The 26,400-nt window shown below is 69.6% G+C and carries 29 protein-coding genes; 13 read left to right on the top strand and 16 right to left on the bottom strand.

Annotated elements, in window-relative coordinates; translation table 11 throughout:
• The first annotated feature begins 353 nt into the window (after positions 1 to 353).
• Positions 354 to 1,151, top strand: a complete 798-nt coding sequence (locus A3Q37_RS26435) for a phosphatase (RefSeq protein ID WP_065488129.1) — start codon at positions 354 to 356, stop codon at positions 1,149 to 1,151.
• A gap of 98 nt (positions 1,152 to 1,249) precedes the next feature.
• Positions 1,250 to 1,684, top strand: coding sequence for a YdeI/OmpD-associated family protein (locus tag A3Q37_RS26430; RefSeq protein ID WP_065488128.1), 435 nt, complete (start codon positions 1,250 to 1,252; stop codon positions 1,682 to 1,684).
• A gap of 52 nt (positions 1,685 to 1,736) precedes the next feature.
• On the opposite strand, the gene A3Q37_RS26425 is transcribed toward A3Q37_RS26430, so the two are convergent.
• The 3 genes from A3Q37_RS26425 to A3Q37_RS26415 form a co-directional block, all read right to left on the bottom strand.
• Positions 1,737 to 2,705: a cation diffusion facilitator family transporter gene (locus A3Q37_RS26425; RefSeq protein WP_065488127.1), complete on the bottom strand. Its 969-nt coding sequence runs from the start codon at positions 2,703 to 2,705 to the stop codon at positions 1,737 to 1,739.
• A 96-nt stretch (positions 2,706 to 2,801) separates the two neighbouring features.
• Positions 2,802 to 3,686 carry an acyl-CoA thioesterase II gene (locus A3Q37_RS26420; protein ID WP_065488126.1) on the bottom strand — a complete coding sequence of 295 codons (885 nt, stop codon included), beginning with the start codon at positions 3,684 to 3,686 and terminating at the stop codon, positions 2,802 to 2,804.
• A gap of 17 nt (positions 3,687 to 3,703) precedes the next feature.
• Entirely contained in the window at positions 3,704 to 4,861 is a 1,158-nt protein-coding gene (locus tag A3Q37_RS26415; protein WP_065488125.1) for an acyl-CoA dehydrogenase family protein, read from the bottom strand.
• Between the two features lie 238 nt (positions 4,862 to 5,099).
• On the opposite strand from A3Q37_RS26415, the gene A3Q37_RS26410 reads away from it, so the two are divergent.
• From A3Q37_RS26410 to A3Q37_RS26395, 4 genes are all read left to right on the top strand, one after another.
• Positions 5,100 to 5,441 carry a DUF5713 family protein gene (locus A3Q37_RS26410; protein WP_065488201.1) on the top strand — a complete coding sequence of 114 codons (342 nt, stop codon included), beginning with the start codon at positions 5,100 to 5,102 and terminating at the stop codon, positions 5,439 to 5,441.
• A 134-nt stretch (positions 5,442 to 5,575) separates the two neighbouring features.
• Positions 5,576 to 5,995 carry a helix-turn-helix transcriptional regulator gene (locus A3Q37_RS26405; RefSeq protein WP_065488124.1) on the top strand — a complete coding sequence of 140 codons (420 nt, stop codon included), beginning with the start codon at positions 5,576 to 5,578 and terminating at the stop codon, positions 5,993 to 5,995.
• A gap of 10 nt (positions 5,996 to 6,005) precedes the next feature.
• A complete protein-coding gene (locus A3Q37_RS26400; RefSeq protein WP_010062862.1) occupies positions 6,006 to 6,419 on the top strand; it encodes a VOC family protein in 414 nt (137 codons plus the stop codon).
• 124 nt (positions 6,420 to 6,543) lie between these two features.
• A complete protein-coding gene (locus tag A3Q37_RS26395; RefSeq protein WP_065488123.1) occupies positions 6,544 to 8,934 on the top strand; it encodes an excinuclease ABC subunit UvrA in 2,391 nt (796 codons plus the stop codon).
• 70 nt (positions 8,935 to 9,004) lie between these two features.
• Here A3Q37_RS26395 and A3Q37_RS26390 read toward each other — a convergent pair whose 3' ends face one another.
• Positions 9,005 to 9,988 carry a YafY family protein gene (locus A3Q37_RS26390; protein ID WP_065488122.1) on the bottom strand — a complete coding sequence of 328 codons (984 nt, stop codon included), beginning with the start codon at positions 9,986 to 9,988 and terminating at the stop codon, positions 9,005 to 9,007.
• A 71-nt stretch (positions 9,989 to 10,059) separates the two neighbouring features.
• Here A3Q37_RS26390 and A3Q37_RS26385 point away from each other — a divergent pair, with 71 nt between their 5' ends.
• Together A3Q37_RS26385 and A3Q37_RS26380 are read left to right on the top strand one after the other, a co-directional pair.
• Complete coding sequence (locus A3Q37_RS26385) at positions 10,060 to 10,704, top strand: NIPSNAP family protein (RefSeq protein WP_065488121.1); 645 nt, start codon at positions 10,060 to 10,062, stop codon at positions 10,702 to 10,704.
• A 100-nt stretch (positions 10,705 to 10,804) separates the two neighbouring features.
• Positions 10,805 to 11,392 (top strand): GNAT family N-acetyltransferase, encoded by a 588-nt coding sequence (locus tag A3Q37_RS26380; protein WP_065488120.1) that lies wholly within the window; start codon positions 10,805 to 10,807, stop codon positions 11,390 to 11,392.
• Here the strand turns inward: A3Q37_RS26380 and A3Q37_RS26375 are convergent.
• The 3 genes from A3Q37_RS26375 to A3Q37_RS26365 form a co-directional block, all read right to left on the bottom strand.
• Entirely contained in the window at positions 11,376 to 12,302 is a 927-nt protein-coding gene (locus tag A3Q37_RS26375; RefSeq protein ID WP_065488119.1) for an alpha/beta hydrolase fold domain-containing protein, read from the bottom strand. The genes A3Q37_RS26380 and A3Q37_RS26375 overlap by 17 nt on opposite strands.
• A gap of 154 nt (positions 12,303 to 12,456) precedes the next feature.
• Complete coding sequence (locus A3Q37_RS26370; RefSeq protein ID WP_107471594.1) at positions 12,457 to 13,584, bottom strand: DUF4157 domain-containing protein; 1,128 nt, start codon at positions 13,582 to 13,584, stop codon at positions 12,457 to 12,459.
• A 314-nt stretch (positions 13,585 to 13,898) separates the two neighbouring features.
• Entirely contained in the window at positions 13,899 to 14,813 is a 915-nt protein-coding gene (locus A3Q37_RS26365) for a trans-aconitate 2-methyltransferase (RefSeq protein ID WP_065488117.1), read from the bottom strand.
• Positions 14,814 to 15,035: 222 nt separating this feature from the next.
• Here A3Q37_RS26365 and A3Q37_RS38050 point away from each other — a divergent pair, with 222 nt between their 5' ends.
• From A3Q37_RS38050 to A3Q37_RS26345, 5 genes are all read left to right on the top strand, one after another.
• Positions 15,036 to 15,644, top strand: a complete 609-nt coding sequence (locus A3Q37_RS38050) for a VCBS repeat-containing protein (protein WP_255311952.1) — start codon at positions 15,036 to 15,038, stop codon at positions 15,642 to 15,644.
• Complete coding sequence (locus tag A3Q37_RS38045) at positions 15,638 to 16,474, top strand: FG-GAP and VCBS repeat-containing protein (protein WP_255311951.1); 837 nt, start codon at positions 15,638 to 15,640, stop codon at positions 16,472 to 16,474. Before A3Q37_RS38050 ends, A3Q37_RS38045 begins: the two co-directional genes overlap by 7 nt.
• 114 nt (positions 16,475 to 16,588) lie before the next feature.
• On the top strand, positions 16,589 to 18,115 hold the full coding sequence (locus A3Q37_RS26355; RefSeq protein ID WP_065488116.1) for an immunity 49 family protein: 1,527 nt from the start codon (positions 16,589 to 16,591) through the stop codon (positions 18,113 to 18,115).
• Complete coding sequence (locus tag A3Q37_RS26350) at positions 18,108 to 18,596, top strand: hypothetical protein (RefSeq protein ID WP_141693614.1); 489 nt, start codon at positions 18,108 to 18,110, stop codon at positions 18,594 to 18,596. The genes A3Q37_RS26355 and A3Q37_RS26350 overlap by 8 nt, the downstream gene beginning before the upstream one ends.
• 135 nt (positions 18,597 to 18,731) lie before the next feature.
• Entirely contained in the window at positions 18,732 to 19,367 is a 636-nt protein-coding gene (locus A3Q37_RS26345; RefSeq protein WP_065488114.1) for a DUF1707 domain-containing protein, read from the top strand.
• 13 nt (positions 19,368 to 19,380) lie between these two features.
• Here A3Q37_RS26345 and A3Q37_RS26340 read toward each other — a convergent pair whose 3' ends face one another.
• The 9 genes from A3Q37_RS26340 to A3Q37_RS26305 all read right to left on the bottom strand — a co-directional run bounded on the left by A3Q37_RS26340 (position 19,381) and on the right by A3Q37_RS26305 (position 26,388).
• Positions 19,381 to 20,016, bottom strand: coding sequence for a hypothetical protein (locus A3Q37_RS26340; protein WP_065488113.1), 636 nt, complete (start codon positions 20,014 to 20,016; stop codon positions 19,381 to 19,383).
• Positions 20,017 to 20,076: 60 nt separating this feature from the next.
• Complete coding sequence (locus A3Q37_RS26335; RefSeq protein ID WP_065488112.1) at positions 20,077 to 20,367, bottom strand: hypothetical protein; 291 nt, start codon at positions 20,365 to 20,367, stop codon at positions 20,077 to 20,079.
• Between the two features lie 88 nt (positions 20,368 to 20,455).
• Entirely contained in the window at positions 20,456 to 21,247 is a 792-nt protein-coding gene (locus A3Q37_RS36915; RefSeq protein WP_141693613.1) for a hypothetical protein, read from the bottom strand.
• A gap of 197 nt (positions 21,248 to 21,444) precedes the next feature.
• A complete protein-coding gene (locus tag A3Q37_RS26325) occupies positions 21,445 to 22,161 on the bottom strand; it encodes an immunity 49 family protein (RefSeq protein ID WP_107471593.1) in 717 nt (238 codons plus the stop codon).
• 143 nt (positions 22,162 to 22,304) lie between these two features.
• A complete protein-coding gene (locus tag A3Q37_RS38040; RefSeq protein ID WP_255311959.1) occupies positions 22,305 to 23,204 on the bottom strand; it encodes a hypothetical protein in 900 nt (299 codons plus the stop codon).
• Between the two features lie 82 nt (positions 23,205 to 23,286).
• Complete coding sequence (locus A3Q37_RS26320) at positions 23,287 to 25,185, bottom strand: hypothetical protein (RefSeq protein WP_369691472.1); 1,899 nt, start codon at positions 25,183 to 25,185, stop codon at positions 23,287 to 23,289.
• Complete coding sequence (locus tag A3Q37_RS26315; RefSeq protein WP_065488109.1) at positions 25,182 to 25,607, bottom strand: DUF6507 family protein; 426 nt, start codon at positions 25,605 to 25,607, stop codon at positions 25,182 to 25,184. The genes A3Q37_RS26320 and A3Q37_RS26315 overlap by 4 nt, the downstream gene beginning before the upstream one ends.
• Positions 25,608 to 25,687: 80 nt before the next feature.
• Positions 25,688 to 25,999 (bottom strand): pore-forming ESAT-6 family protein, encoded by a 312-nt coding sequence (locus A3Q37_RS26310; RefSeq protein WP_065488108.1) that lies wholly within the window; start codon positions 25,997 to 25,999, stop codon positions 25,688 to 25,690.
• Positions 26,000 to 26,055: 56 nt separating this feature from the next.
• Complete coding sequence (locus A3Q37_RS26305) at positions 26,056 to 26,388, bottom strand: hypothetical protein (protein WP_065488200.1); 333 nt, start codon at positions 26,386 to 26,388, stop codon at positions 26,056 to 26,058.
• Positions 26,389 to 26,400: the final 12 nt, after the last annotated feature.

Here is a 26,400-nt window from a genome sequence, read left to right as displayed (position 1 = left end):
GTCAAAGGTATAGACCACTTGGCCGAGAGTGTGGCGACGAAGAGAATCGGACACCGGTTTGGCGTGACTCGATTGGTCCAGACCTCTGGGTGGTTCCATTCGAGCCCGGCGCCCGCCCGGCGAAGGAAGAGCCAGGTCACGCGAGGGTGAACAGTCCCGGAAGAGTTACGGGGGCGCGTGCGGGCCGTACGGCGGAGTGGCCACCGGGCCGAAGGGCCAGCCGTCCGCCGGGCGGAGGGCCGACCGTCCACCGGGCGGAGGGCCGACCGTCCGCCCGGCCGTCCGCGGGATCCGTGCTGTCCGTAGATCAGGACACCGGGCACACGCCGCACACGGGACGGCACAATGGGTCCATGCCGATACCCAGCCGCGCCGCCCTCGTCGACCACCTCGTCCGTACGCGTATCGCGGGGGACGTCGCCACGCCACGCGACAACAACCTCTCCCACTACCGCAAGCTCGCCAACGGCGACCGCCACTACTGGCTCGGCCTGGAGCTCGGCGACCGCTGGACCGACGAGCAGGACGTGCTGGCCGTGATGGCCGAGCGCTGCGGGGTGAACGACGACCCCGCGCACCGGCAGGGGCAGGACACCATCGACCCGGAGCTGACGGTCGACGGCCTGGAGCGGATGGCGGCCCGCCTGCGCAAGGCCGCCGACGGCCGCGAGCGGGTCCTGTTCGCCACCGGGCACCCCGGCGGCCTGCTGGACGTCCACCGGCAGACGGCGGACGCGCTGCGCCGGGCGGGCTGCGAGATCGTGCGCATCCCGTCGGGGCTGATCGCGGACGAGGGGCTGGTCGTCCAGTTCGCCGATGTCGCGATGCTGGAGCGCGGGGCCACCCTCTGGCACACCCACTCCCCGGCCCCGATGGCCGCCATCCTGGACGCCATGGCCCACCTGGGCCGCCCGCTGCCCGACCTGGTCGTCGCCGACCACGGCTGGGCGGGCTGCGCGGGGCAGCGGGGCCTGGACGCGATCGGTTACGCCGACTGCAACGACCCGGCCCTCTTCCTCGGCGAGTCGGAGGGCACCCTCCAGGTCACGGTCCCGCTCGACGACCATGTCACCGACCCGCGCTTCTACGACCCGATGACGGACTACCTGCTGCACGCGGCGGGGCTGCTGGAGGAGGAGCCCGCCGAATAGGGCGTCGGCGATGAGTTTCCGGCGCGGCGGGCGTCTGCACTGACAACAGCCGACGGGAACGCCGGCGGAGACGCCGACGGAGACGAAGGGCGCGGGCCATGAAGTTCAGCACGACGATGTTCCAGACCGGGAACAACACCGGCATCGAGGTGCCGGAGTCCGTGGTCGAAGCCCTCGGCGCGGGCAAGCGCCCACCGGTGAACGTGACCGTGAACGGTTACGCGTACCGCTCGACGATCGCCCCGATGGGCGGCCAGTACCTCATCCCGTTCAGCTCCGACAAACGCAAGGAGACCGGCATCGGCGGCGGCGACGCCATCGAGGTGGAGCTGACCCTCGACACCGCGCCCCGCACGGTCGAGCCGCCCGAGGACCTGGCGGCGGCACTGGCGGCGGTCCCCGGGGCGGCGGAGGCGTTCGCCGCGCTCTCACCCAGCCGCCAGAAGGCGCACGTCACGTCGATCGAGGGCGCGAAGGCGCAGGAGACCCGGGAGCGACGGATCGCGAAGACGGTGGCGGAGCTGACGTCGTAGGGGGTGTCCGGCGGATCTTGACCGGGTCCGCGGCGCCTGGCACGCCCTGGCCTCAGGAACTGCCGCGCCGCAGCCGCTGCGCCCGCCCCGGTGTCGGGTCCAGATACACCCGCCGGACCGACGGGAACCGCTCGCGCAACTGGGCCTCCGCCTCCTCGCAGGCCCACTCGACCTCCGCGGCGGTGGCCATGTCCCGGAAGTCGATCTTCGCGGCGATCAGGATCTCGTCCGGCCCCTGGATCAGCGTGGTCAGCTCCAGGACCTCCACGATGTGCGGCACCGACAGCAGCTCCTCGCGCACCCCGGACCGTACCGCTGGAGGCAGTGGCCGCCCGATGAGCAGCTGGGCGTTGGACCGGCCGAGCACCCAGGCGACGTACACGAGCAGCAGGCCGATCAGGCAGGACGCGACCCCGTCCCAGACGCCCGAGCCGGAGAGCTGCCCGCCCAGCAGACCGCACGCCGCCAGCAGCAGCCCGATCAGCGCCGCCGAGTCCTCCATCACGACGGCCTTCACGGCCGTGTCGGGGGTGTGCCGCAGGTAGTACGTGTCCGGCACCCGCAGCCGGGACGCCTCGCGCCGCACCTGCTTGACCCCGGTGCGCAGCGAGTAGCCCTCCAGCAGGAAGGCGACGGCCAGGACGATGTAGGAGATGAGCGGATCGCCCAGCTCCTCGCCCTCGACGAGGGTGTGCACCCCGTCGTAGATCGAGAAGACGGCCCCGCCGACGAAGGTGGCGATGGAGGCGAGCATCGCCCAGATGTAGCGCTCGGGGCCGTAACCGAGGGGATGGTCCTCGTCGGCCGGCTTCTCGCTCCGCTTGAGGGCGGTGAGGAGCATGACCTCGGTGACGGTGTCGGCGACCGAGTGGGCCGCCTCGGAGAGCATCGCGCTGGAGCCGCTGATCAGACCGGCGACGGCCTTGGCCACGGCGATGCCGAGGTTGGCGAGGGCCGCCACGATCACGGTGAAGGTGGACTCCCCACCATCGGGTTCCCTGCTCGCTTGCGCGTCGCTCATGGTGGGGAGTATGTCGGAATCGCGGCTTCAGGAGCCGTTCATCCTCGCGGGACGCTTGAGAGACCGTTCATCCTCGCGGGATGTTTCAGAGACCGTTCATCCTCGCGGGATGCGGACCACGCCTTCCTGGATGACGGTGATCGCGAGGCTTCCGTCGGCGGTGTAGATACGGGCCTGGCCCAGTCCCCGGCCACCGGAGGCCGAGGGCGACTCCTGGTCGTACAGCAGCCACTCGTCCGCCCGGAACGGCCGGTGGAACCACATCGCGTGGTCCAGGCTGGCCCCGACCACGTCCCCGACCGCCCAGCCGCCCCGCCCGTGGGCGAGGAGCACCGAGTCGAGCAGGGTCATGTCGGAGACGTACGTCGCCATGCAGACGTGCAGCAGCGGGTCGTCGGCGAGCTTGCCGTTCGTCCGGAACCACACCTGGGAGCGGGGTTCGCGCGGCTCGCCCACCGTGCCGAACGGCGGCTCGTCCACGTACCGCAGGTCCACCGCCTGCCGCGCCTCGATCAGCCGGTCCACGACACCGGGATCGCTGAAGCGGTCCGCGTACCGGGGCAGCAGCTCGGCGGCCGTCGGCAGGGTCTCCGGATCCGGGGCGGCGGGCATGGGGGCCTGGTGCTCCATGCCCTCCTCGTACGTCTGGAAGGACGCGGAGAGGTGGAAGATCGGCTGCCCGTGCTGGACGGCGACGACGCGGCGGGTGGTGAACGACTTCCCGTCGCGGATGCGGTCGACGGTGTAGACGATGGGCGCGCCCGGATCGCCGGCCCGCAGGAAGTACGAGTGCAGGGAGTGGGCTCCCCGGTCGGCGGGGACGGTGCGGCCCGCGGCGACGAGCGCCTGGGCCGCGACCTGGCCGCCGAACACCCGGGGCACGAGCGCGCTGCGGCTCTCGCCCCGGAAGATGTCCCGCTCGATCTGCTCCAGGTCGAGCAGGTGGAGCAGATCGAGCAGGGGATCGGGACTCTCGTTCATGGGGGAAAGGTAATCCCTTACAGGCCCATGGACTTGGCGATGATCGACTTCATGACCTCGCTGGTGCCGCCGTAGATGCGGTTGACGCGGTTGTCCGCGTACAGGCGGGCGATCGGGTACTCGTTCATGAAGCCGTAGCCGCCGTGCAGCTGGAGGCAGCGGTCGATGACGCGGTGCGCGACCTCGGTGCAGAACAGCTTCGCGGAGGCCGCCTCGGCCGCCGTCAGCTCACCGGCGTCCAGGGCCTCCAGCGCGCGGTCGGCGACGGCCTGGGCCGCGTCCACCTCGGCCTGGCAGGCGGCCAGCTCGAACTTGGTGTTCTGGAACGAGGCGACGGTCTTGCCGAAGACCGTGCGGTCCTGGACGTACTCCTTGGCGAACCGGACGGCCGCCGCGGCCTGGGCGTACGCGCCGAAGGCGATGCCCCAGCGCTCGGAGGCCAGGTTGGTGCCGAGGTAGCCGAAGCCCTTGTTCTCCTCGCCCATGAGGTCCTCGACCGGGACCTTGACGTCGACGAACGCCAGCTCGGCGGTGTCGGAGACGCGCAGACCCAGCTTGTCGAGCTTGCGGCCGACCGAGTAGCCCTCGGACTTCGTGTCGACGGCGAAGAGGGAGATGCCGAAGCGGCGGTCGTCCTCGCGCGGGGCGGCGGTACGGGCGCAGACGATGACGCGGTCGGCGTGGACGCCACCGGTGATGAAGGTCTTCGCACCGTTGAGGACGTAGTGCGTGCCGTCCTCGGAGAGCTTCGCGGTGGTCTTCATGCCCGCCACGTCGGAGCCGGTGCCCGGCTCGGTCATCGCGAGGGCCCACATCTCCTCGCCGGTCGCGAACTTCGGCAGCCAGCGCTTCTTCTGCTCGTCGGTGGCGAGCATCTTGATGTAGGGGAGGCCGAGCAGCGTGTGCACCCCGGAACCGCCGAAGGAGACACCGGCGCGGGCGGTCTCCTCGTAGATGACGGCCTCGTACTTGTGCGAGTCGATGCCCGCGCCGCCGTACTCCTCGTCGACCTCGATGCCGAAGATGCCCAGCTCGCCCAGCTTGAGGTAGAAGTCGCGCGGCGCCTGGCCCGCGGCGAACCACTCGTCGTAGACCGGCACGACCTCGGCCGCGATGAAGGCGCGGATGGTCTCCCGGAACGCCTCGTGGTCCTCGTTGAATACCGTACGGCGCACGGAATGCCTCCTAGGTCGGCAGTCGATTCGCGGAAACTCGCGGAACGTGGCTAAGCGCTTGCTCAGACTCCCTTCGAAGTTACCCGCCGGTTGCGGTCGCTGTCCAGGGTGATGCTCGGCACGCGACGGACCCGGCGGAGGCCGGCGGAGGCCAAGGGACGGCCCGATTGTCAGTGGCATGGGGGAGTATCGGAACAACGGCGACGGACGCGGCCGACGGAACGCACGGGGGATCACCATGACCATCACGAACGAGCAGCTGGCGGGCCACACCTTCCTGTCCCTGCTGTACGAGGACGAATACTTCCCCGACCACGTCCTGGACAAGGGCACGGCGATCCTGCGTGCCCTGTGCGAGCGGATCGAGGCGGAGCGCCCCGCAGACCTCACCGCGCTGTACGCGCTGACCGCGGTGGCGACCGAGGCCTTCAACGACCTGGAGGCGGAGTTCGAGGCGGCGGGCAGCGAGATCGAGACGGTGGCCCGCGAGGAGATAGGCGAGGCCTTCTGGACGATCGCGACGGCGTACGGCTTCGCGGACGCGGACCCGGAGGAGCTGATCGCGGAGCGCGAGTGGTGACCGGGTTCGGCGACCCGCTTCCGGGCGGCGGGCCGGGCTTCGAGCGACGGGCGGCCGGGCGGCGGGCGGCCGGGCTTCGGGCGGCGGGCCGGGCTTCGGCGGCCGTGGGAGGGTGAGGAGAGGCAGGTGAGGACGTGAGGCTGGAGGACCTGGCCCGGCTGCGGCGGGCCCGTGACCGGATGGACCGCGAGTACGCCGAACCGCTCGACGTCCCTTCGCTGGCCCGCGACGCCCTGATGTCGGCGGGCCACTTCTCCCGCAGCTTCCGCGCCGCCTTCGGCGAGACCCCGTACAGCTATCTCATGACCCGCCGCATCGAGCGGGCCAAGGCGCTGCTGCGCCGGGGCGACCTGTCGGTCACGGACGTCTGCTTCGCCGTCGGCTGTACGTCGCTCGGCTCGTTCAGCTCCCGCTTCACGGAGCTGGTCGGGGAGAGCCCCAGCGCCTACCGGGCCCGCCCCCACGAAGCCGGCGAGACCATCCCCGCGTGCGTCGCCAAGATGCTCACCCGACCGGTCAGGAATGGAGAAGCGGATCGGAGGCCCCGCCCGTAGCGTGAAATCCATGGACATCAAGCTCTCGCAGTGCTTCATCGCCGTCGACGACCACGACAAGGCGCTCGCCTTCTACCGCGACGCCCTGGGAATGGAGGTGCGCAACGATGTCGGATTCGAAGGCATGCGCTGGGTGACCGTCGGGTCCCCCGCGCAGCCGGACGTGGAGATCGTCCTGGAGCCCCCGCTCGCCGACCCGAACGCCCCGGCCGCCGACCGGCAGACCATGGCCGAGCTGCTCGCCAAGGGCATGCTGCGCGGCGTCATCCTCACCTCCGACGACGTCGACGCGGCGTTCGAAAAGGTCCGCGCCGCGGGGGGCGAGGTCCTCCAGGAGCCGATCGACCAGCCGTACGGCGTCCGCGACTGCGCCTTCCGCGACCCGTCCGGCAACATGCTGCGCATCACCCAGGCCAAGAAGTAGCACCCGTCCCCGCACCCGCCCTCCGGGGCCGGAGCCCGGCATTCGGGCCCCGGCCCCCACGCACGGACAGCAGGCTCCGCGCACCAGCAACGGCCGGTTGCCCAGTTATGGAGAGACGACGAGCATGGCTCCGCGAACGAAGACCCAGCAGCCGCCCGCGCCGCACGCTGCCGACAGCCACGATCTGATCCGCGTGCACGGTGCGCGGGAGAACAACCTGAAGGACGTCAGCATCGAGCTGCCGAAGCGTCGGCTGACGGTGTTCACCGGGGTCTCCGGCTCGGGCAAGAGCTCGCTGGTCTTCGCCACCATCGCCGCCGAGTCCCAGCGGCTGATCAACGAGACCTACCCCGCGTTCGTCCAGGGCTTCATGCCCACCCAGGCGCGCCCCGACGTCGACGTGCTCGACGGGCTGACGACCGCGATCATCGTCGACCAGCAGCGCATGGGCAGCGACCCCCGTTCCACCGTCGGCACCGCCACCGATGCCAACGCCATGCTCCGCATCCTCTTCAGCCGGCTCGGCAAGCCGCACATCGGCCCGCCCGGGGCGTTCGCCTTCAACGTCCCCTCGGTGACCGCCAGCGGCGCGATCACCGTCGAGCGCGGCAACAAGAAGGCCGTCAAAGCGACCTTCAGCCGTACCGGCGGCATGTGCCCGCGCTGCGAGGGCCGGGGCACGGTCTCCGACATCGACCTCACCCAGCTCTACGACGACTCCAAGTCGATCGCCGAGGGCGCGTTCACCATCCCCGGCTGGAAGTCGGACAGCTGGTGGACCGTCCGGATCTACGCCGAGTCCGGCTTCCTCGACCCGAACAAGCCGATCGCCAAGTTCACCAAGCGGGAGATGCAGGACTTCCTCTACAAGGAGCCGACCAAGGTGAAGGTCGAGGGTTCCACCCTCACCTTCGAAGGGCTGATCCCCAAGATCCAGAAGTCGTTCCTGTCCAAGGACCGCGAGGCGATGCAGCCCCACATCCGGGAGTTCGTCGACCGCGCGGTCACCTTCGCCACCTGCCCCGAGTGCGAGGGCACGCGGCTCACCGAGGGCGCCCGCTCCTCGAAGATCAAGAAGATCTCCATCGCCGACGCCTGCTCGATGGAGATCCGGGACCTCGCGGAATGGGTCCGCGGTCTGGACGAACCCTCGGTCGCCCCGCTCCTCGAAGCCCTCCAGCAGACCCTGGACTCCTTCGTGGAGATCGGCCTCGGCTACCTCGCCCTGGACCGCCCCTCCGGCACCCTCTCCGGCGGCGAGGCCCAGCGCGTCAAGATGATCCGCCACCTCGGCTCCTCGCTCACCGACGTCACGTACGTCTTCGACGAGCCGACCATCGGCCTCCACCCGCACGACATCCAGCGCATGAACGACCTGCTGCTGCGCCTGCGCGACAAGGGCAACACGGTCCTGGTCGTCGAGCACAAGCCGGAGGCCATCGCGATCGCGGACCATGTGGTCGACCTCGGCCCCGGGGCCGGTACGGCGGGCGGCACCGTCTGCTTCGAGGGCACCCTGGAAGGCCTCCGCGCCTCCGACACCGTCACCGGCCGCCACCTCGACGACCGGGCCGTCCTCAAGGACGAGGTGCGCAAGCCCGCCGGCGCGCTGGAGATCCGGGGCGCGACGGCGCACAACCTCCAGGGCGTCGACGTCGACATCCCGCTCGGCGTCCTCACCGTCATCACGGGCGTCGCCGGCTCCGGAAAGAGCTCGCTCGTCCACGGCTCGATCCCGGCGGGCGAGAACGTCATCTCGGTCGACCAGAGCCCCATCAAGGGTTCCCGCCGCAGCAACCCGGCGACGTACACGGGCCTGCTGGAGCCGATCCGCAAGGCCTTCGCCAAGGCCAACGGCGTGAAGCCCGCCCTGTTCAGCGCCAACTCCGAGGGCGCCTGCCCCACGTGCAACGGCGCGGGCGTCATCTTCACCGACCTCGGCATGATGGCCAGCGTCTCCAGCCCCTGCGAGGACTGCGAGGGCAAGCGGTTCCAGGCCTCGGTCCTGGACTACCACCTCGGCGGCCGCGACATCAGCGAGGTCCTCGCCATGTCGGTCACCGAGGCCGAGGAGTTCTTCGGCTCCTCCGGCGAGGCGCCCCTCCCCGCCGCACACAAGATCCTCGACCGCCTGGCGGACGTCGGCCTCGGCTACCTCAGCCTCGGCCAGCCGCTCACCACCCTGTCCGGCGGCGAACGCCAACGCCTGAAGCTGGCGACGCACATGGCCGACAAGGGCGGCGTGTACGTCCTCGACGAGCCGACCACCGGCCTGCACCTGGTGGACGTGGAGCAGCTGCTCGGCCTGCTGGACCGCCTGGTCGACTCCGGAAAGTCGGTGATCGTCATCGAGCACCACCAGGCGGTCATGGCCCACGCCGACTGGATCATCGACCTCGGCCCCGGCGCGGGCCACGACGGCGGCAAGATCGTCTTCGAGGGCACCCCCGCCGACCTGGTAGCGGCCCGCTCGACCCTGACGGGCGAACACCTGGCGGAGTACGTGGGGGAGTGAGGCGGGCCGGGCCCTCGCCGCCCGACCTCCGGGTCAGACGGAGAGGGCCCCGCGCTTGACGGCGCGGGCGTCAGGACGGGCCCTCGCCGTAAAGGGCGGCCAGTTCGCGGGCGGTGGTGGTCAGGCGGTCGCGTAGTTCGGGGGGTTCGACGACCTCCAGGTCGGCGGCGAGTTTCAGGAACTCCGCGTGGGCGTGGTCGAGCGACTCGATGGGTACGGTCGCCCGCGTCCAGCCGTCCGCCTCGGTCACCCCGCTCTCCGCGACGGCCCTCTCCGCCATCTGCCCCAGCCGCTCGCGGACCCGGGCGACGCCGCGCGGCGACAGACGTACGACGGCCTCGCCGGTGTGCAGCCGGGCGGGAAAGCTGGCGAGGTGCTCGCGCCAGTGAGCGGCCAGGTCGAAGGCGGCGGGCGGCTCGAACGGTTCGCCCAGGGCGCGGAGTTCGAGGATCTGGTCGACGCGGTACGTACGCGGGGAGCCGCCGCCCGAGGCCGCGACCAGATACCAGCGTCCCGCCTTGAGGACCAACCCGTACGGTTCCAGGCGGCGTTCGACCTCCGTGGGGCTCTTCCATCGCCGGTAGCGGACCCGTATCGCGTACCGGTCCCAGACGGCGTCGGCGACGGCGGTCAAGTGGGGCGTCTCGTCGGCGTTCCCGTACCAGCCGGGTGCGTCGAGGTGGAACCGCTCCTGGACGCGTACCGCCTGCTCCCGTAGCCCGTCGGGGAGGGCGGCCCGCAGCTTGAGCTGGGCCCCGGCGAGCATCTCGCCGAGGCCGAGTTCGGCGGCGGGGCCGGGGAGCCCGGCGAGGAAGACGGCCTGCGCCTCGTCGGTGGTCAGCCCGGTCAGACGGGTGCGGTAGCCGTCGAGGAGGCGGTAGCCGCCGCCGTGCCCGGCGTCCCCGTACAGCGGGATGCCCGCCGCGCCGAGGGCCTCGACATCGCGGTAGACGGTCCGGACCGACACCTCCAGCTCCGCGGCCAGTTCGTGGGCCGTCATACGGCCCCGGTTCTGGAGGAGCAGAAGGAGGGAGATGAGGCGTCCGGCGCGCATGGCGGGGATTATCCCCGGGCGGGGAAGTCCCCTGACAGCAGATGTCAGGGGACAGGTCCTAGCCTCCGGCCATGAACTCCAGGCCCGTGACCGCGACTGTGACCGTGAACCCTTCCCCCGTCGTCGAACTCCGGCAGTACACGCTGCACCCGGGCGCCCGGGACACCCTGATCGAGCTGTTCGAGCGGGAGTTCGTGACGGGGCAGGAGAAGGCGGGCATCCGCGTCGGCGGCCGGTTCCGGGACCTGGACGACCCGGACCGCTTCGTCTGGCTGCGCAGCTTCCCCGACATGGCGGAACGCGCCCGTGCTCTGCACTCCTTCTACGGCGGCCCGGTCTGGCGGGCGCACCGGGACGCGGCCAACGCGACGATGGTGGACTCGGACGACGTACTGCTGCTGCGCGGACCGGCCGTCCCCGCGTCGTCCGACAAGGGGCTGGTCGTCGCGACCATCTGCCACCCGCGCGACCCGGGGGCCTTCGCGGACCACGTGGAGCGGCGGCTGCGCCCGGAGCTGCCCGCCGGGGCGGTGCCGGCGGAGGTGCTGCGTACCGAGCACGCGGAGAACACCTTCCCCGCCCTGCCCGTACGGACCGGCGAGGACGTGGTGGTCTGGTTCACGGCGGGGGAGCCGGCGCCGCTGCCGGACCTGTCGGCGCACCTGACCCGTCCGCCGCGGCGGCTGCGCCTGCTGCCGACGGTGTCGTACGTGTGAGACGGCGTCGTACATGTGAGACGGCGTCGCGTGTGCGGTACGGCCGGGGCGCGTAGGGGGCTGGGCGGACGCCCCCAGACCCGGCTGTGACGATGAGGCCATGACTCGTACGTTGTCGACGCCGCCCACCCTGCCCTCCGGCTGCCTCGCCGCCGCCCCGCAACCCGTGCTCCCCGTGGCCGAGGGCGTGCTGCTGCGTCCGTGGGAGCGGGCCGACGCGCGGGCGTTCCTGTCCGCGTACGAGGACGAGGAGACGCACCGCTGGCACACGCACCGCCCCTCGACCGTGGCCCAGGTGGAGGACTGGTTCGACGGGTACCGCCGGGACTGGGAGCGGGAGAGGGGCTGCCACTGGGCCGTCGCCCGCGACAGCGGCGAGGTGCTCGGCCGGATGGCCTTGCGCCGCGTGGACTTCGCCGACGGGGTCGCGAACGCGGCGTACTGGGTGCTCCCGGCCGCTCGCGGCGCGGGGGTCGCCTCCCGCGCACTCGCGGCGGTCAGCGCGTGGGCACTGGACGACATCGGCTTCCACCGGCTGGAGTTGGACCACTCGACGCGTAACGACGCCTCGTGCAGGGTCGCGACCAAGGCTGGCTACCGGCTGGAAGGCACCAAGCGCGATGCGGCCGTGCACGACGACGGCCGGCACGACATGCATCTGCACGCCAGGGTCAGAGGTGACCGCTGATCCGCTCGCGCAGCCACGAGTTGACGCCGTCGACCGCGATGGCGGCCAGGGCGGTGGGGTGGCCGGTGAAGCCGTGGGGTGCGGCCGGGTAGATGCGCAGCTCGACGTCGTTCCCGGCCGCCGACAGCCGCCCGGCCATGGTCAGGTTGTCCTCCAGCAGGATGTCCTCGGCGCCCACGACCAGCAGGGCCGGAGGAAGACCGGTCAGATCGGCGTAGAGGGGCGAGATGTCGGGAAGGGTGCGGTCGCGGTCCGGCACGTGGCCGACGTACGCCTGGAGGAAGTACTCGTCCGCGATGAGGCGGCCGCTCGGGGTGTGCGCGCTCAGGTCCCAGGTGCCGAAGCGGAGCGCCGCCCCGGCGAACCGGTCGACGACGCCCCGGTCCCGTAGCCGGAGGAGGGTCGTGAGGGCGAGGGTGGCTCCGGCGGAACTTCCGCCGATCGCGAGCCGCGAGGTCCCGAAGCGGGTTTCGGCCTGCTCGACGAGCCGGAGCGCCACCGCTGCGCAGTCGTCGGGCGCGGCGGGCCAGGGGTGTTCGGGGGCCAGCCGGTAGTCGACGCTGACGACGACGGTGTTCAGGGCGTCGGCGAGAACCCTGTTGCGTACGTCGCTGTGCGCGGCGGAGTCCATGTAGAAGCCGCCGCCGTGGATGTCCAGGTAGACCCCCTGGGGCGGACCGCCGGACGGCAGGAAGACCCGGACCGGGATCCGTACCCCGGCGGCCTCGACCGTCTCTTCGAGGGGCGGCGGAACGGCGGCACGGGGCGCGGGCTTCTTCGCCCGGGCCTCCTCCAGCTCCGCGAAGTCGGCGGGCCCACGGCCTGCCACCCGCGACCGGTAGAAGTCCCGGGCCTCGGCGATCTGCTCGGCGGGCACGTCCGCGAACAGTGCTTCCAGGGCGAATCGCATGTGTTGCTCGCTCCTCATCCGTTCGGGTCTCCCCCGGAGGCTCTCGGGTCTCCACGGATGCTAGCGGCGCTGTCGACCGGACCGGGGATACCGGGCTGGGGTCACGGACGGGGGCCCCGGATTCGGGGCCCGGACTCAGGGCCCCGGACCGGGGTCAGACGATCATGCACGGCGCGTAGGCGTGGCCCTCGCGCGCAGCCGCGGCGAGCCGGTGGTTCCCGTCCGAGATGGAGATGCCGCTCGACGTGACACGGATCTTGATCGGATCGAGCGCGGCGCTGTTCCGCATGCCGGTGGTCGCGTTGCCGAGCCGGCTCTCGACGAGCCCGCCCGCCACGGTCTCCGCGCGACCGCTCGCCCGGCCCAGCAGCGCCACGCTGACCTCGACCAGCTGCCCCGGACCGATGCCCGCGGCCTCGAAGTCCTGCAGGCTGTCGATCCGGGCGTCCTGGAACTGCTTGCCGTTGGCCCGGACGTGGTAGCTGCTGTCTCGCTGCGGCGAGAAGTGGCCGCTCAGGTTCGCCTGGGCCTCCTGCGCTCCGATCTTGCCCTCGACGAGGCTGTAGTAGGTCTGGAGCCCTTCGTCGACCTTGATGTAGCCGAAGCTGCCGTCCCCGTCGAAGATCACCCGCTCCTCGGATCCGCCGAGCTTGAAGATCGTCTCGTAGTACTCGTCGGTCAGGGCCTGGTCCACCGTCAGTCGCAGCCCGGGGTAGTCGGGGTCCACGTGTGTGTGGTCGCCCTCCTCCTCGGCGGGCTTCTCCCGGGGGCGCCGCTGAACGGTGGCGGCCCCGGTGTCGTGGGAGGACGGGCCATGGCCCGCACCCTCTGCCGGACTGTGGGCCGGCGGCCGGGACAGCACCCGCGACGCGTTCGCCTCGGCCTCGCGCTCGTAACGGTCGGAGGGGTCGCTGATCCGCAGACCGGTGCCGTCGTCGGTGCCGGAGACAGGGCCGGTGCGTTGCTGGATGACGTGGGTCAACTCGTGGGCGAGCGTGTGCTGGTCGTCGCCCCCGTCGCCGATCACGATGTGGCTTCCGGAGGTGTAGGCGCGGGCACCGATCTCGGCGGCGGAGTCCCGGGCGGCCGCGCCGGTGTGCAGGCGTACGTCGGAGAAGTCGGCGTCGAACCGGCTCTCCATGTCGTCCTTGAGCGCGGCGTCGAGGGGGCGCCCTGGGGCCCGGAGCACGTTCTGCACGGCGGATCGCTGGACGCCGGGCGCGGCCTCCGTCCCGCCGGACCGGGCCGATTCCTCCGCCCGTCCCCGCTCCTCTTCCAGCATGCGTGTCACCGCCGCGTTGCCCAGGGCCCGTTGCAGCGCGAGGGCGCTCTTCGAGTCAAGGGCTCTGGCGGTGCCGCCCGCGGGGCGGGCCGGAGCCGCGGCCCGGGTCCGGCCACGTGAAGGGCTACCGGCAGGTTCTTTTCCCGATCCCGAGGCATGCGCACGCACAGAGAGGTTCCTTCGTCGCGTCGATGGCTAGCCTCCCAGGCTGCTTGACGGTGTACGCCCGGCGGAAGGGACAGCAGGGCAGCACACGATGCCCCAGGGGGCCGACGATGCTGCCTGCTTCCTCATGCCTTCAGGTCTTCATGCCTTCAGGTCTTCAGGTCTTCCTGGGCCGGGCGGGCCATCCATGTCCGGCGCGTGGACCGTACGACGAGGTCGTCGCGGTGGCGTACGTCCTCGGGCCCGCCGTCGATGAGCCGGTCGAGCGCGGCCAGGTCGTCGGCGGCGACGCGCCCGTCGAGAGAGCCGCGGATCCGCTCGAAGACCAGGAAGGCGTACCGCCCGGCCCCCTCGGGCAACGGGGCGCGCAGCTCCCACGGCTCGGCTCGCTCCTGCTCGACGGAGAATCCGGCGGCCGTCAGCAGGGAGCCCCAGTCGGCACCCCGGTGCGGCATCCGCTCGGCGTGCAGGCCGTCGAGCGCCGCGCGGCAGCGGGCCTCCAGCTCGCCCGGCTCCCCGTCCGCGGGCAGGAAGGACGGCATCCCGTCCGCCTCCGCGACGGCCAGCAGCCCTCCGGGGCGCAGCGCGGCGCGGATCCCGGCCAGGGCGGTCGCGGGGTCGTCCAGGTGGTGCAGGGACGCCGACGCCCAGACGAGGTCGGCGTCGACCACCCCCGGCAGCCCCGCACCGGCGTCGGCCTCCAGCGTGCGCACCCGGTCGCCCAGTCCTCGCTCGCGGGCCGCCGAGACGAGCAGTTCCAGCATCGCGGGCGAGCTGTCGACGGCGGTCACACGGGCGGTCGGGAACTGCTCCAGCAGGGCGAAGGTGCCGGTCCCGGTGCCCGAGCCGAGGTCGACGATGTGCCGGACGTCGTCACCGGCCAGGCAGGCGATACGCCCGGTGAGGGCGGTCAGGCGGGGCGCGAAGAGGGCTGCGTCGAGATCGAGGATCTCGGGAAGGCCGTTGGGGGTCGCGTCGGAGTCGTGGGCGTGGGCGGAGGGCGCCGCGTGGTGGTGCTGACCGTGCTGATGCTGATCGCGGTGGTGCTGGTGTGCGTGAGCCATGCGATCGAGCGTACGGACTCCTGCGTTTGGCGCATGCAATGTTGCGTACAACGCAAGAAGATGGCGCCGAAACCAGCCACGTAGGCAAAGGCACAGGCACCTCGCAGGTGATCGTCCGGAACCGGGGTGCACAACCATTCGCCGCACGGATGGTCTTTCCGGGCAGATGGCGGGCAGCAGGCCCGCCCGCAGTACGCACGCGCGCATCCGGGGGGATGACCCATGCAGACTTCTCGACTCCGTACCGCTTCGGCGATCTTCGTGACGCTCGCCGCCACGGCGACCGCCGCCCCGGCCCTCTCCGGTACGGCGGTGGCGGCCGCGCCGGCCTCCGTCGTACGGCAGCCGGTCGACTTCAACGGGGACGGGTACGAGGACATGGTCGCCTCGGTGCCGGACGGGACCGTGTCCGGCATCAAGAAGGCCGGTTACAAGGCCGGTTACGTGGTGGTCTATCCGGGCGACGCGAAGGGCATCAACCCGGCCCGGCACCAGGTGATCAACCAGAACACGGCCGGAGTCCCCGGTTCGGCCACCGCGAACGCCCGCTTCGGCGGGTCCGCGCCCGCCGACATCGACGCCGACGGCTACACCGACCTGCTGGTCTCGGCCGGTAACGACCGGCCGATCATCCTGTTCGGCGGCAAGAGTGGTTTCGGCACCCGGGCTGTCGAGTTCCAGGGTCCGGGACAGGGCGAAGCGGTGGGTGACTTCGGCGGCGACGGCCGGGCGGACGTGGCCGGGATCGACAACGCCGACTGGGCCGGGAAGGTCGTGCTGAGCGAGAACGTCGGCGCGACGGCTCGGTCGGGAGCACCCGCACGGTGCTGACGGCCGATGGCGTCACGACCTACGAGGGCGTACAGGCCGCGGACATCAACAACGACGGCAAGGACGACCTGCTGGTAAGCACCGGCTGCAACGACGAGCCGGACTGCGGCGGGACGTCGCTGTACCTGTCGACCGGCAAGGGCTTCACCCGCGCCGACATCGTCACCGCGCCGGGAACGCACCTCAACCACGCCTCGGTGACGGTCGGTTCGGTCAACGGCGACGCGTACCCGGACCTGGTCTTCACCTGGCGGCCCACCGGCCTGGACAGCGACGTGGACTTCCCGAGCAAGGGCGGCGCGGTGGCGGTCGCCCTCGGTGGCCCCAAGGGGCAGAACACGTCCGTGAAGCCGAAGTGGATCACCCAGGCCACCGCCGGGGTGCCGGGCGCCGACGAGCAGGGCGACGCCATGGGCGCGAGCGCCGCGGTGGGGGACCTGGACGGCGACGGCTACGGCGAGGTCGTCGTGGGCCTGCCGGGCGAGGACGTGGGCACGGCGAAGGACGCCGGCGGGGTCCTGATCTTCAAGGGCCGCGCCACGGGCATCACGGGCGCCGACACGAAGGTGATCGGCCAGTCCACGGCGGACGTTCCGGGCGTCGACGAGCAAGGCGACGGCTTCGGCGGCGAGGTCCACGTGGTGGCCGGAGCCAAGGGTGTACCGGCCACGCTGGCGGTGGCGGCCCCCGGCGAGAACACGAACCAGGGCGGCGTCTGGCTCTTCAAAGGCAGCCGCACGGGCCCGGTCACCAAGGGCAGCGTCTCCTTCGGCGAGGCGAGCCTGGACGTGACGCCGTCGGCGGTCCGCTTCGGCAACTGGCTGGGCTGAGGGGGCCGTTCACGAGCCACCGGCGCCCGCCACGGCTGGACTGTCGTACCCCGCCCCTAGGCTGATACGGAGAGGCGATCAAGGAGTTCGGTAGTGCGTATAGAGCGTCACCAGGTGGGCGGGGCCGTCGTGTCGGCGGCACGTGAAGACTTCAGCAACCGCATCGGGGGCCAGGTGCGGTCCGCGTCGAGGGCAGGGCGGATGGCTACCTACGAGTGGCAGTTCATCGCCGAGGAGTTCCTCGACTATCTCGGGGCGCTCTCGGCCGAGACCCCCGACCTCGGTACGGCGGAGGCCCGGGCCGTGCTGAAGGACGCTTCCGAGGCCGCGGCCGGCGCCGTCGCCTATGCGGCGTACCACCCGCACTGCAGTTTCCAGATCTTCCTGGAGTACGTGAACTTCGGCATGAGCTACGACCCGGGAGAGGACGCCCCCGAGGAGAGCGTCACGCCCGGGGAATGGATCGACGCGCTCTGCCTGGCGGTTCTCAGGGACAAGGCCTCGTTTCACGGCGAGGCCTTTCACTTCGCCCGGGAGAGGTTCGTCGCGCGGGTGCAGGGCACGCCCACCGGAGAGCTCGCCACCGCACTGATGGTCGTGGTGCTGGACGACACCGGCGACGATGAGGACTACCCGCCGAGTGCGCAGGCCAAGCTCGCCGCCGTCGACGCGGCCCTGGACCGTGTCCGTGCCCGTGACAGTGGCGAGCCCCTCCTGGACCGCCCGGACAGCGGTGCCCTGCGTGCGCTGCGCGCCCTGGCCTCCGAGGACCGCGATGCGTTCGACGCCGAACTCGCCGGTCTGTTGGCCGGCCACGCCGCCGCGCACGGACCGGGGGCTCCCGCCAGGACGCTTCTGCCGCTCGTGCCGATCGCCCTCGCCGCGTTCGCCCGCAGGACGCTGGGCTGGGAGCCCGCCGTCCACACCGAGTACCTGCCGCATGCGCTGGTCACCGGCTTCGAGGCGCGGGGCCCCCGGGCCGAAGGGTTCGGCCGGAACCGGCGGCCGGACGCGGTCGCCGCGCTGGCTGCGGGCCCGCTGGTGGTGGACCGGCCTGCCTACGAGCGGACCCTGGACGCCCGGGTCACGGCCATCTACCGGGAACGCCTCCAAGCTGCGTCCACCCCGGCCGACCGGGGCGACCGGATCGACGCCGGCGCCTGGCAGCGGGCTGTCGCCTTCGCGCTGATCACCGGCGTACGAGAGGACCTCGCCCCGCTCGTCCTCGCCGGCCCCCAATCCGTCGGCCCGGACGGCTCCGCCTTCAGCGCGTACCGCGAAGCTCTCCACGCCTATCTGAAGGGCACCGATCCCGAAGCGGCCGCGCAAAAGGCCTTGGAGCAGGCGGAGAGGGCCAAGGACTGGGGCTTCGCCATGCCGCCGGCCGTGCTGCTGTCACAACTGGTGGAGGGCGATGAGGAGAGCTTCAACCTGGCCCTCGCCGACGCACTCGAAGCCCACCGCGACCACTACGAGGTCGCCGACCGCGCCAACGATTCGGACGCCTCGATCAACCTCGACATTCTCGCCCTGGCCTGCCACGCCCGCCGACGCGGCTGGGCGATCCGGGTCGATTCCGCCTACCTCCCGAAGGAGCTTCTCCGGGCTGCCGAACCCTTCCAAGGCGTTGCGCATGGCTGATGATCCACTGATGTTGAACGTCACCAGCCCGGACGAGGCCGCAAGCATGGCTCTCTTGCTGACCACGATGCATCGGCCGCACAAGGAGCTGGACGATTTCACCACCCAGCTCCACATCGCCTACGACTTCGGGAATGAGTCCGGGCTGGTGCCTGCCATCGAGATCGAAAACCACGCTGAGGGACCTGAGCTGAGGGCCTGCCATCGCTTCGGCTTCTTCGCGGAGGATGATGCGGATGTCAGTGAGCTGTGGTTCTCGGCAGGTGTGACCATCACGTCGACCGGGTGCATCGTTGAAGCTATGGTCGATGTCGACCTTGAACGGCCATGGGGAGAGTTCGGCGCCGTTGTCCACACCCTCTACCGTGAGCGGATCGATCAACTCTCCCTCACGGATGCCCTGAGCTGTTTGGAGAAGCAAGTCACGGCGCTCTGCACCATGGGTGATGTGCCGAATCGTCTGGGTTTCGATGCGAGTTGATCAGTCAACCCCTCGGCGGCACTACAGGAGACGGACGTGAGGATCACGCCCGCATGAGGAGCGAAGCCAGGGTGACGGCGCTCAAGATGCGCGGCCCCTGTTGGCCCGGTCCGCCGACTGCCTATTCTTGGGATCATGACTGCTCAGCCTCCGGAGCCCACTCCACGCTCTGTCCCAGCAGGACAGCTCCGCGCTTCTCACGACGACCGGGAAGCAGTGGTGGAGCAGCTGCGCGATGCGGCGGCCGAGGGGCGCATCGACCTCGATGAGCTGGATTCCCGCCTGGAACAGGCGCTGACATCGAAGACGTACGCCGAACTGGCTGTCCTGACGGCCGACTTGCCGAAGTCGCCGTCATCGGCAGCGGCAGCCGCAGCGGAGAACCTGCCGCCGCTGGTGCTCAAGGGCGGCATGTACGGAGCATCCCGGGGCCCCGGCCGCTGGGAGGTTCCCGGGCACGTGATCGCGCACGCAGGCCTGGGAGGGGTGAGCATCGACTTCACCCGGGTCGAGTGCCGCCTCACGGAGGTCGTGGTGGAGGCGTACGGGGAGACCTCGGGCGTCACGATCGTCATCCCCGACGGCTGGGCCACGGACACCACCGGCATGGACCCCGGCGTCGGCGGCCTGAAAGACAAGACCACGCCCGACCGCCTCCCGGGCACCCCGTTGATCCGGCTCACCGGGTCCGGCGGGATGGCCGGAGTGGTCATCCGCCACCCCAACAAGCGGGAACGCCGCAAGCTGGAGGGCAACGCGAAGCGGGATTGAGCCTGAACGTCGCTCAACAACGAATCCCGACAACGCCCCAGCCGCGCTGCTGGGCTTGGCCGATGACATCACCCCACCCGCGGAGCAGCCCGGCGAACGCGTCGAAGTCCTTCACCCTCCCCAAGCCGAAGCCGGCGTACCGCTCGAACGGAACTCGGAGCGCTGCGAGTTCGGCGTCGACGGAATCCCAGAGAAGTCTCAGCAAAGAGACAGCTTCCGGCGGACACCACAGGAGGTGATCCGACGGTGCATCAGGCAAGACCACCGACACGTGTGCCGCGGCTCCCTCGGCGTCCCGATCGGCCATGTACTCCAGCCCGCCCCAGAAGAGCGGATCGATGAACCGGTCCACGGCCGACCGCACCGCAGGCGCGACGAACGCCCGGATATCCTCCCACCGTTCGCCCGCCCAGAAGTGATCCTTGTACGAGGAGCCGACAGCCCCGAAGTCGAACTTTCCGAACCAGTCGGCGTCCGGGGGAGAGGGCCAGAGCCACTGAGGCCCGACGGAGGGCGAACGGTCCGGCCAGGCGTCCTCGTCGTTCACCGAGATGGCGGCGCCGTGCAGTATCCCGTACCGCTGATCATCGCCCGGCACGGACATGAGGTGGTCCCAGTCGACGATCAGTACGTCGATGCATATGCCCATACCGGTAAAGGATAGTGAGGCCCGCGGTATCGATCGCGACCAGGGGTGTCAGCTGGGGCACTAGTAACCCGGCGGCATCGGCTGCTCGGGCGCACCATTGAATAGGTAGTCGAACATGTCTCGAAGATAGGCGTGGAGAGTTTCCCTGTCGGGGAACTCGATATCGGTAAGCCCTTCGTACTCGGCCGGCCCAAAGGAATCGTCCGATATGATACGCTCGAACCCTTCGCGGATCAATTTCACGTAGGAATCACTAAAACTCAGCAATGTGAGCCTCAGATTTCCTGTGTTCTCGTAGCCTCGTTCAAGATCGAGATACACTCTGAAGAAATTCCTGAAATGCGCTTCCACGGGAACATTTCCTTACGGAAGATAGTCTGCAGACGGTGCGCGCCTCCGGCCGTAGGATACGTTCGGGCGCCCCGGACCATGGGAGCGTTCACCGCCGCGGATGTACTGCTTGAACAGATCCTCGAGGTGTGCCGCCGAGTACGGCATGCTCGATGAGCCGGGCGGCATCCTGGTCGTAAATTTGTATGCATTCGATACCGTCCTCAGAGGTGGACAGTTGGGTCGTGGTCTGCCACCCCAGCGTCGCGCTGAATACCTCATCGCGCTGCCCACCACCCTGCGGAAGGAGGCGCCTGAAGACTGCCGTTCGATCCTTTTCGGAGGTATAAAATGTGACCCGGCCTTCGGCGTCCAAGGCATCGAGCACGGCATCGTGGAGCGCGACGACGGGCGTGTTGTAGGCGTAACCCTGCAAGCTTCCATGACGAAACGAGACACCTGTCAGATCCAGGGCTCCGGAATTGTCTCTGATGAACTCGCCACCTCGCTCATAAAAGCGAATCAGTGGCTCATAGAGGCCCGGGAGGTCATGAGCCTCCGCTGCAGGATTATGCGCACGAATTTCTGCGAGACGAACGGCGCCACGGCAGGTGGTTTTGACCTCACTCGGTCGGTCGCGAAGAAACTCTTCCAGCCTTCGTGTCACGCTGGGTGAAAGTTCACATCCGGAGTCCAGATACTCTGTGATGTCGAAGAACGGCCAGGCGCTCTCGGCGGAGTATTCCTGGGCCCACAAGGCGGCTCGCCTCAGGTACTCTCGCATCAACAGTCGCCGCGACATCGCTTTCCCGAAAATGTCGCTCCACTCGCCAACCCATTCCACTGCGCAGAGACGCTCCAGCACCTCGGATGCCGCCTGCCCGCCTCGCTCGTCAATCACTTCAGATCAATCTCCTCGGACGTGTTTTCCGCTGGAGAACCATATGGGCGACCTTGGGGGCACCACTGCCCGCATGGTTCGAGTAAGAAAGGTATTCGGAAAACCGCGGCGTGCCGTAGAGCATCGGACTCCCGTGGTTGCCGGTCGAGTGGCCCCGCACTTGCGTCGGCGCTCTCTCGGCACCATTGCGGAGATGATCAGGTGGGAAATTCGCCGATCCAAGTGCGCTGGAGAAGGTGCTTGGGGAGGTAATCGGATTCGATGTCGAGGGGGAACTCGGCGTCGTAGGCGAGGCAGGCGATGGCGAGGGGGCCGAGGGCGATGCTGCCGTCGATGTCTGCGGCGCGGTCTTCGGTGAGGGTCCAGTAGGTCCTGTGGAGTTTGAGGGCGTCGGCGAGAGCGGGGGCGAAGCCGTCCCTGTCATTGCGCACGTAGTGGTAGAAGAGGTTGATCGGGGGATAGAGCACGGCCTGGAGCAGGTCTTGTGGTGCGATGCGGGCGACAGCCGGGTCGGATGCCTGGATGGTGGCGATGAGCTTGTCCGCGAGGTCGGGCCGGCGGAGCCACCAGCCCTGGAGAGTGTCGACCCAGTGGTAGATGTACTCGTCGTAGGACCCCTCGGGTGAACGGAGCCGGTCCAAGGGGATCTCGCTGAGCTGGGTCATACGGTCCTGGTCACGGCAGATGACAGCCAGCCAGAACGCGGACAGCCAGGTGCCCGCATCAGCGAACGAACGAGGGCCGGTTGCAGGGATGGAACGGAGCTCCCTGTCGATGCGACACTCCACCCGCTCCTCGTTTGTGGTGGTTACAGCGAAGAGGGCCGACCCCACCTGCATTGCGGTGACGGCGGACTCCCATGTTTCCACCGTTGCTGAGCGCGGATCGACGATGCACCTGGAGCGCAACGTCATAAGCGCCGTGCCGAATGTTGAGCGGATGGCTTCAGAGGAATGTTCGAGACGTCCGATCCCCTTGGCCAGATGTGCTCCGACGCGTTCCGTGAACTCCTCGGCCTCGGGCCCTGTGGGCAGAGCATGGCGGGAAATTTCTAGAGTCACGGAAGGGTCCCCTTGCTGATGTCGAAGCGGCGATACCGGTAGCCAGTATACGTGCCCTTATTCTTCTCGCCCTTGACAACTACATAGTCCAGCCGGTTGTCTTCGAGCGCTCTTTCCAGGGCTTCTACCGTGTCGAACTCACCTCGCTTCTTCATGGCTTCGATGATGTCCAGGAAGTATTCCTGGCTTCCCTGGGATGCTCGTCGACCGTCCGGAAGTCTACGACTGCCCAGTTCTGTCCCCGTGCTGCTCTTGGCTTCAATGACCGCAACGCGGCCGTCCTCATGTATCCATACCTGATCGAACCGGTCATTGCCATTCTTCGGACCGAGGAGCGGTTGATTTTCGAAATCAGGGTACCGTTCTGCAACGAAGTGGTGCTCCGCAGCCTTTTCCCCGAAGTCCTCCGCCATTTTTCCCATCTGGGTATGGGATTCCTTGTAGGTGCCCCGAGCTTCGGCCCAATCGGCTGCTGTTTCGGAGGTCCCCAACCTTTCGTGGAGGGTCGCTGAGTCGCCCTTCCATTTGGCTACGAGATTGTCCCACTGGATGCCGAAGTAACGTTTTTCTGCGGCCGCGTCAAGAAGCTTCAGCCTGGCACGGCTCGTGACGGTGTCTGCTCCCACCGCTATGTAGTCCCCGTCGAGGAAGTGCGGGCTCGGAGGCGGAGGAACATCCTTGGCTCTGACCCAGGGCCCGCCAGGCGTGGGCTGGACTAGCTGCGGGGGAGCGAATCCACTCTCGTCGTGAACCTCGACCCGACGACGAGTCCCGTCCTTCCGGTAGTACTGCTCGCGGTACCCAGGTTCTTCGTTCGCACGATAGACCTGAATGTCCTCGATCTGGTCCAGGGTGAGTGAACCTGGCCGACCGTACGGGTTGAGGCCGTCGCGCATGAAACTCGGCCGCGGAACGGGCTGGCGCGTCGAGCCTGCCGACGCGGGGGTGTCATCGGAACCGCGCGCCGCGCCACTCGCACTACCAAGATCGGCACCGCCGGGGTTGCGGGGGCCGGGCACTCCGCTGTCGGTGCCGCCGCTGCCGACGCCGCTGCCAGCAGCGGAACTCCCTTGGACGTCTCGGCCGCCTATGCCCGTCGGGTTGCCCCCGTCCAGGCTGTTCGCCGGGATGTGCCCGTCCTGGCCGCCCCGTGAGCCGCCGCCTGGCGTGCTGTTGTCCGCCGAGGTCGTCGCCGGCCCGTCCCGTGTCGCCCGGGTCCGAGCCCAGTCGGATCGTGTCGCTGCCGCTGCGTGCGCCCGCGCCGGCCAGGGCCGGCTGTTCTGCCGGTGTGCGGGGCAGGGGGCTGTCCGCGTCCGTCCTGGCGGGAGCGGACGTGGGCGGGTTCTCGCGCCGGGCGTCGGTGTGGTGCTGTTTGAGGGTGCCGTCCTCGCCGAGGATGTTGCCCTGGCGGTCGAGGTGAACGACGTTGCCCTGGGCGTCGACGTCCCTGAAGGTGCCCTCGGGTAGCGCGGTGGTGCCCTCGGGGAGTTTGAGGGTGCCCTCCCGTATGGGCAGGGAGCCGGCGGGCGGGGCCATGCCTTCGGGGAGGTGGACGATGCCGTCGCCGAGGTCGACCGCTCCGGCGGGGATCTCCGCGCCGGCCGGAAGCTTGACCGAGCCCTTCGGGATCTCGAACGCGGCCTCCGGGACAGCCGCCCCCTCGGGGAGCGTCAGAGTGCCGTCGGCCGCCTTGTACGCGCCGTCCGGCAGGGCGATCGTCCCCGCGGGCAGTGGCGGGATCTCGACGGTGCCCGTGCCCTTCAGGCCGGCCATGACATCGGTGATTTTGGTGAGGCCCGCGCCGGCGCCCTTGAAGAGGTATGTCGTCGGGTCGACGACGCGGCTCGCCTTGTTCGCGAAGGAGAGGGCCTTGCCCGCGAGCGCCGCCTTGCCGGCGCCCGAGGCGCCGCCCCCGGTGCCGCCGGTGAAGACCGTTGTCAGGACGTTGAACGTGACCGCACCCCCGGCGCGCGCCGGGTTCTCGCCCCACTGGTCGTAGGCGATCAGTGCCTTGCCGGTCTCCTTCATCGCCTGGCGCGCGTCCCGGGCGAAGCCCGGCAGTTGGTCCTTCGGGGTGAGCCACAGTGCGTGCGGTGCGGCGATCGTGAGGATCACACCCGTGGTGAGGTTGCCCAGGCCCGTCCAGGCCTGCTTGGCGGTGTCCCAGCCTTCGGTGCCGAACAGGGTGCCCAGGCCCTTGACCGTGCCCCACACCCCGTCGACGACGAAACCCTTGCCGAAGTCCCAGACGTGTTCGTAGAACTGGTACCAGCGGGTCGACTCCTTGACCGGATCGCCCCAGGGCAGCCCCTTGGCCTGCTTCAGGGCCTCGGCGTCGTACCCGTACAGGTGCTTGCCGCCCGAGCCGTCATTCGCCGTGAGCGGCTTGCCCCCGGGCACCAGGGCGATGATCTTGTTGTAGCAGGCGCGTTCCACCGCCTGGAACGCCGCCCAGGTCTCCCGGATCTCGTCGCGCCGGTGATTGTTCTCCTCGACCAGGTCGCCGTCCTCGCGCCACTTGTCGTCCGCGTTGACCTTGACGAGGAACGCACCCGCGTCCCGCTTGAGCTGCCTCAGCTTCTCCACCAGCGGGTACGCCTCGTCCGAGTACGTGCCAAGCGCACCCGTGATCGTGGCCAGGTCGGCCTTCAGCGCCGCCCCCCGGTCGGCCACGGGTTTCGTCGTCGCGAACAACTGATCGGCCTCGGGGGCCTGGTAGAAGGCCTGCAGACCGCCGAAGCTGCTGTGGATGTCGCCCGCGGCCGTGGCGACCCTCGCCCCGTCCCGGGTCAGCTCCCTGACTGTGGCGTCCAGCAGGGCGAGGTCACCCGTGAAGACCGGTATGCCCTCCAGGACCACCGGCTGGTCATCACTCACTTCGCACCCCGCAGGTCCTTCAGCAGGTCCAGACGCACCGACTTCGCCGCGTCCTGCGCCTGCTTCGCCGTGTCGAGGTCCCCCTCCACGTACTCGTTCGTCGCCGTCGCCGCACCCAGCACCGCCGCCTGGATCCGCTCCGACATCGACTTCAGCTGCGCCTGCCGGCCCGTCACGTACTCACCCAGCGCCGCCGCCACCGGCCCCGACGCCGCCCGCGACAACGGCGCCTGCCCCGGCGCCACCGGACCGTGCAACCGCGTACTCGCCGCCGTCCCCGCAACCGCGGTCCCCGCCGACCGCGCGGCCTCCCCCAGGTCCTTCATCAACGCGCTGAGTGCCTTCTCCAGCTCACCGGCATGCACCCCGACGACCCTCAACTGGCCCTGCACACCCTGCGGCTTGATATCCCACCCGCTCATCCCACATCCCCCGTACGCACAACAAAGCCGAGCCGCCCACCCGCACGACGGGCGACAACACGAAACCCGGCAGAGACCGGTCAGCCGATGCTGTCGACCGCGGCCTTCGCCCGCGCCAGCGTCTGCGCGGCCGTCCCGTCGTTCTTCTCCAACGTCGACCGCAGCAGCCGGATAATGTTCCGCACCTCCTGCGACGTCGCATACCACCGCAACTCCTTGCCGTGGTACTCCTCCGCCACCCCATCAGCCGCGAAATCATTCATCGCCACCTTCACCTGCGCATCCCGCGCCGTGATCACCTGCTCCAAACGGCTGATCACCACCTGCAACGCCGCCTGCACCTCCGTCGACGCCCCCGTGTCGTACGAACGCCGATCCGTACTGCCTGCCATCAACCCTCAACTCCCCGTTGAACAAAACCTGTATGAACCGGTCGCCACGCTCGGTGTCAGCGGCCGCCGAAACGCGCCGCGTCGAAATTCGCCGACGCCATCTGCGACTTCGCGTTCTCACCCTGCTCCTGATCACCCGAACCGAACGCCGCGTCCATCCCCGCCTGACCACCCAGAATCCCCGACAACGACGCGTTCAACGCCTTCGTGATCTCGTCCGAACGCGACTTGAAGTCATCGAACGCGACCTTCCCCGCCCCGTTGAACTTCCCCTCCAACGGCTCCGCCGCCGCGATCAACTGCTGGATCAACGTCCCCAGATCCGTACTCGCACCCTGCGAATCCGACAACAACCTCGACAGGACCGACGCCCCCATATCGAACTTCACAACATCCCCCGT

The sequence above is a fragment of the Streptomyces sp. PTY087I2 genome, from assembly GCF_001687325.1.
Taxonomy (GTDB): Bacteria; Actinomycetota; Actinomycetes; order Streptomycetales; family Streptomycetaceae; genus Streptomyces.
Note: the sequence above shows the minus strand (reverse complement) of the source record. Positions and strands in the feature narration are given on the sequence as shown.

Coding starts and splice junctions, on each gene's coding strand:
- A3Q37_RS26435 (WP_065488129.1), top strand. CDS start 354: ATGCCGATACCCAGCCGCGCCGCCCTCGTCGACCACCTCGTCCGTACG.
- A3Q37_RS26430 (WP_065488128.1), top strand. CDS start 1,250: ATGAAGTTCAGCACGACGATGTTCCAGACCGGGAACAACACCGGCATC.
- A3Q37_RS26425 (WP_065488127.1), bottom strand. CDS start 2,705: ATGAGCGACGCGCAAGCGAGCAGGGAACCCGATGGTGGGGAGTCCACC.
- A3Q37_RS26420 (WP_065488126.1), bottom strand. CDS start 3,686: ATGAACGAGAGTCCCGATCCCCTGCTCGATCTGCTCCACCTGCTCGAC.
- A3Q37_RS26410 (WP_065488201.1), top strand. CDS start 5,100: ATGACCATCACGAACGAGCAGCTGGCGGGCCACACCTTCCTGTCCCTG.
- A3Q37_RS26400 (WP_010062862.1), top strand. CDS start 6,006: ATGGACATCAAGCTCTCGCAGTGCTTCATCGCCGTCGACGACCACGAC.
- A3Q37_RS26395 (WP_065488123.1), top strand. CDS start 6,544: ATGGCTCCGCGAACGAAGACCCAGCAGCCGCCCGCGCCGCACGCTGCC.
- A3Q37_RS26390 (WP_065488122.1), bottom strand. CDS start 9,988: ATGCGCGCCGGACGCCTCATCTCCCTCCTTCTGCTCCTCCAGAACCGG.
- A3Q37_RS26385 (WP_065488121.1), top strand. CDS start 10,060: ATGAACTCCAGGCCCGTGACCGCGACTGTGACCGTGAACCCTTCCCCC.
- A3Q37_RS26380 (WP_065488120.1), top strand. CDS start 10,805: ATGACTCGTACGTTGTCGACGCCGCCCACCCTGCCCTCCGGCTGCCTC.
- A3Q37_RS26375 (WP_065488119.1), bottom strand. CDS start 12,302: ATGCGATTCGCCCTGGAAGCACTGTTCGCGGACGTGCCCGCCGAGCAG.
- A3Q37_RS26370 (WP_107471594.1), bottom strand. CDS start 13,584: ATGCTGGAAGAGGAGCGGGGACGGGCGGAGGAATCGGCCCGGTCCGGC.
- A3Q37_RS26365 (WP_065488117.1), bottom strand. CDS start 14,813: ATGGCTCACGCACACCAGCACCACCGCGATCAGCATCAGCACGGTCAG.
- A3Q37_RS38050 (WP_255311952.1), top strand. CDS start 15,036: ATGCAGACTTCTCGACTCCGTACCGCTTCGGCGATCTTCGTGACGCTC.
- A3Q37_RS26350 (WP_141693614.1), top strand. CDS start 18,108: ATGGCTGATGATCCACTGATGTTGAACGTCACCAGCCCGGACGAGGCC.
- A3Q37_RS26345 (WP_065488114.1), top strand. CDS start 18,732: ATGACTGCTCAGCCTCCGGAGCCCACTCCACGCTCTGTCCCAGCAGGA.
- A3Q37_RS26340 (WP_065488113.1), bottom strand. CDS start 20,016: ATGGGCATATGCATCGACGTACTGATCGTCGACTGGGACCACCTCATG.
- A3Q37_RS26325 (WP_107471593.1), bottom strand. CDS start 22,161: ATGACGTTGCGCTCCAGGTGCATCGTCGATCCGCGCTCAGCAACGGTG.
- A3Q37_RS38040 (WP_255311959.1), bottom strand. CDS start 23,204: ATGCGCGACGGCCTCAACCCGTACGGTCGGCCAGGTTCACTCACCCTG.
- A3Q37_RS26315 (WP_065488109.1), bottom strand. CDS start 25,607: ATGAGCGGGTGGGATATCAAGCCGCAGGGTGTGCAGGGCCAGTTGAGG.
- A3Q37_RS26310 (WP_065488108.1), bottom strand. CDS start 25,999: ATGGCAGGCAGTACGGATCGGCGTTCGTACGACACGGGGGCGTCGACG.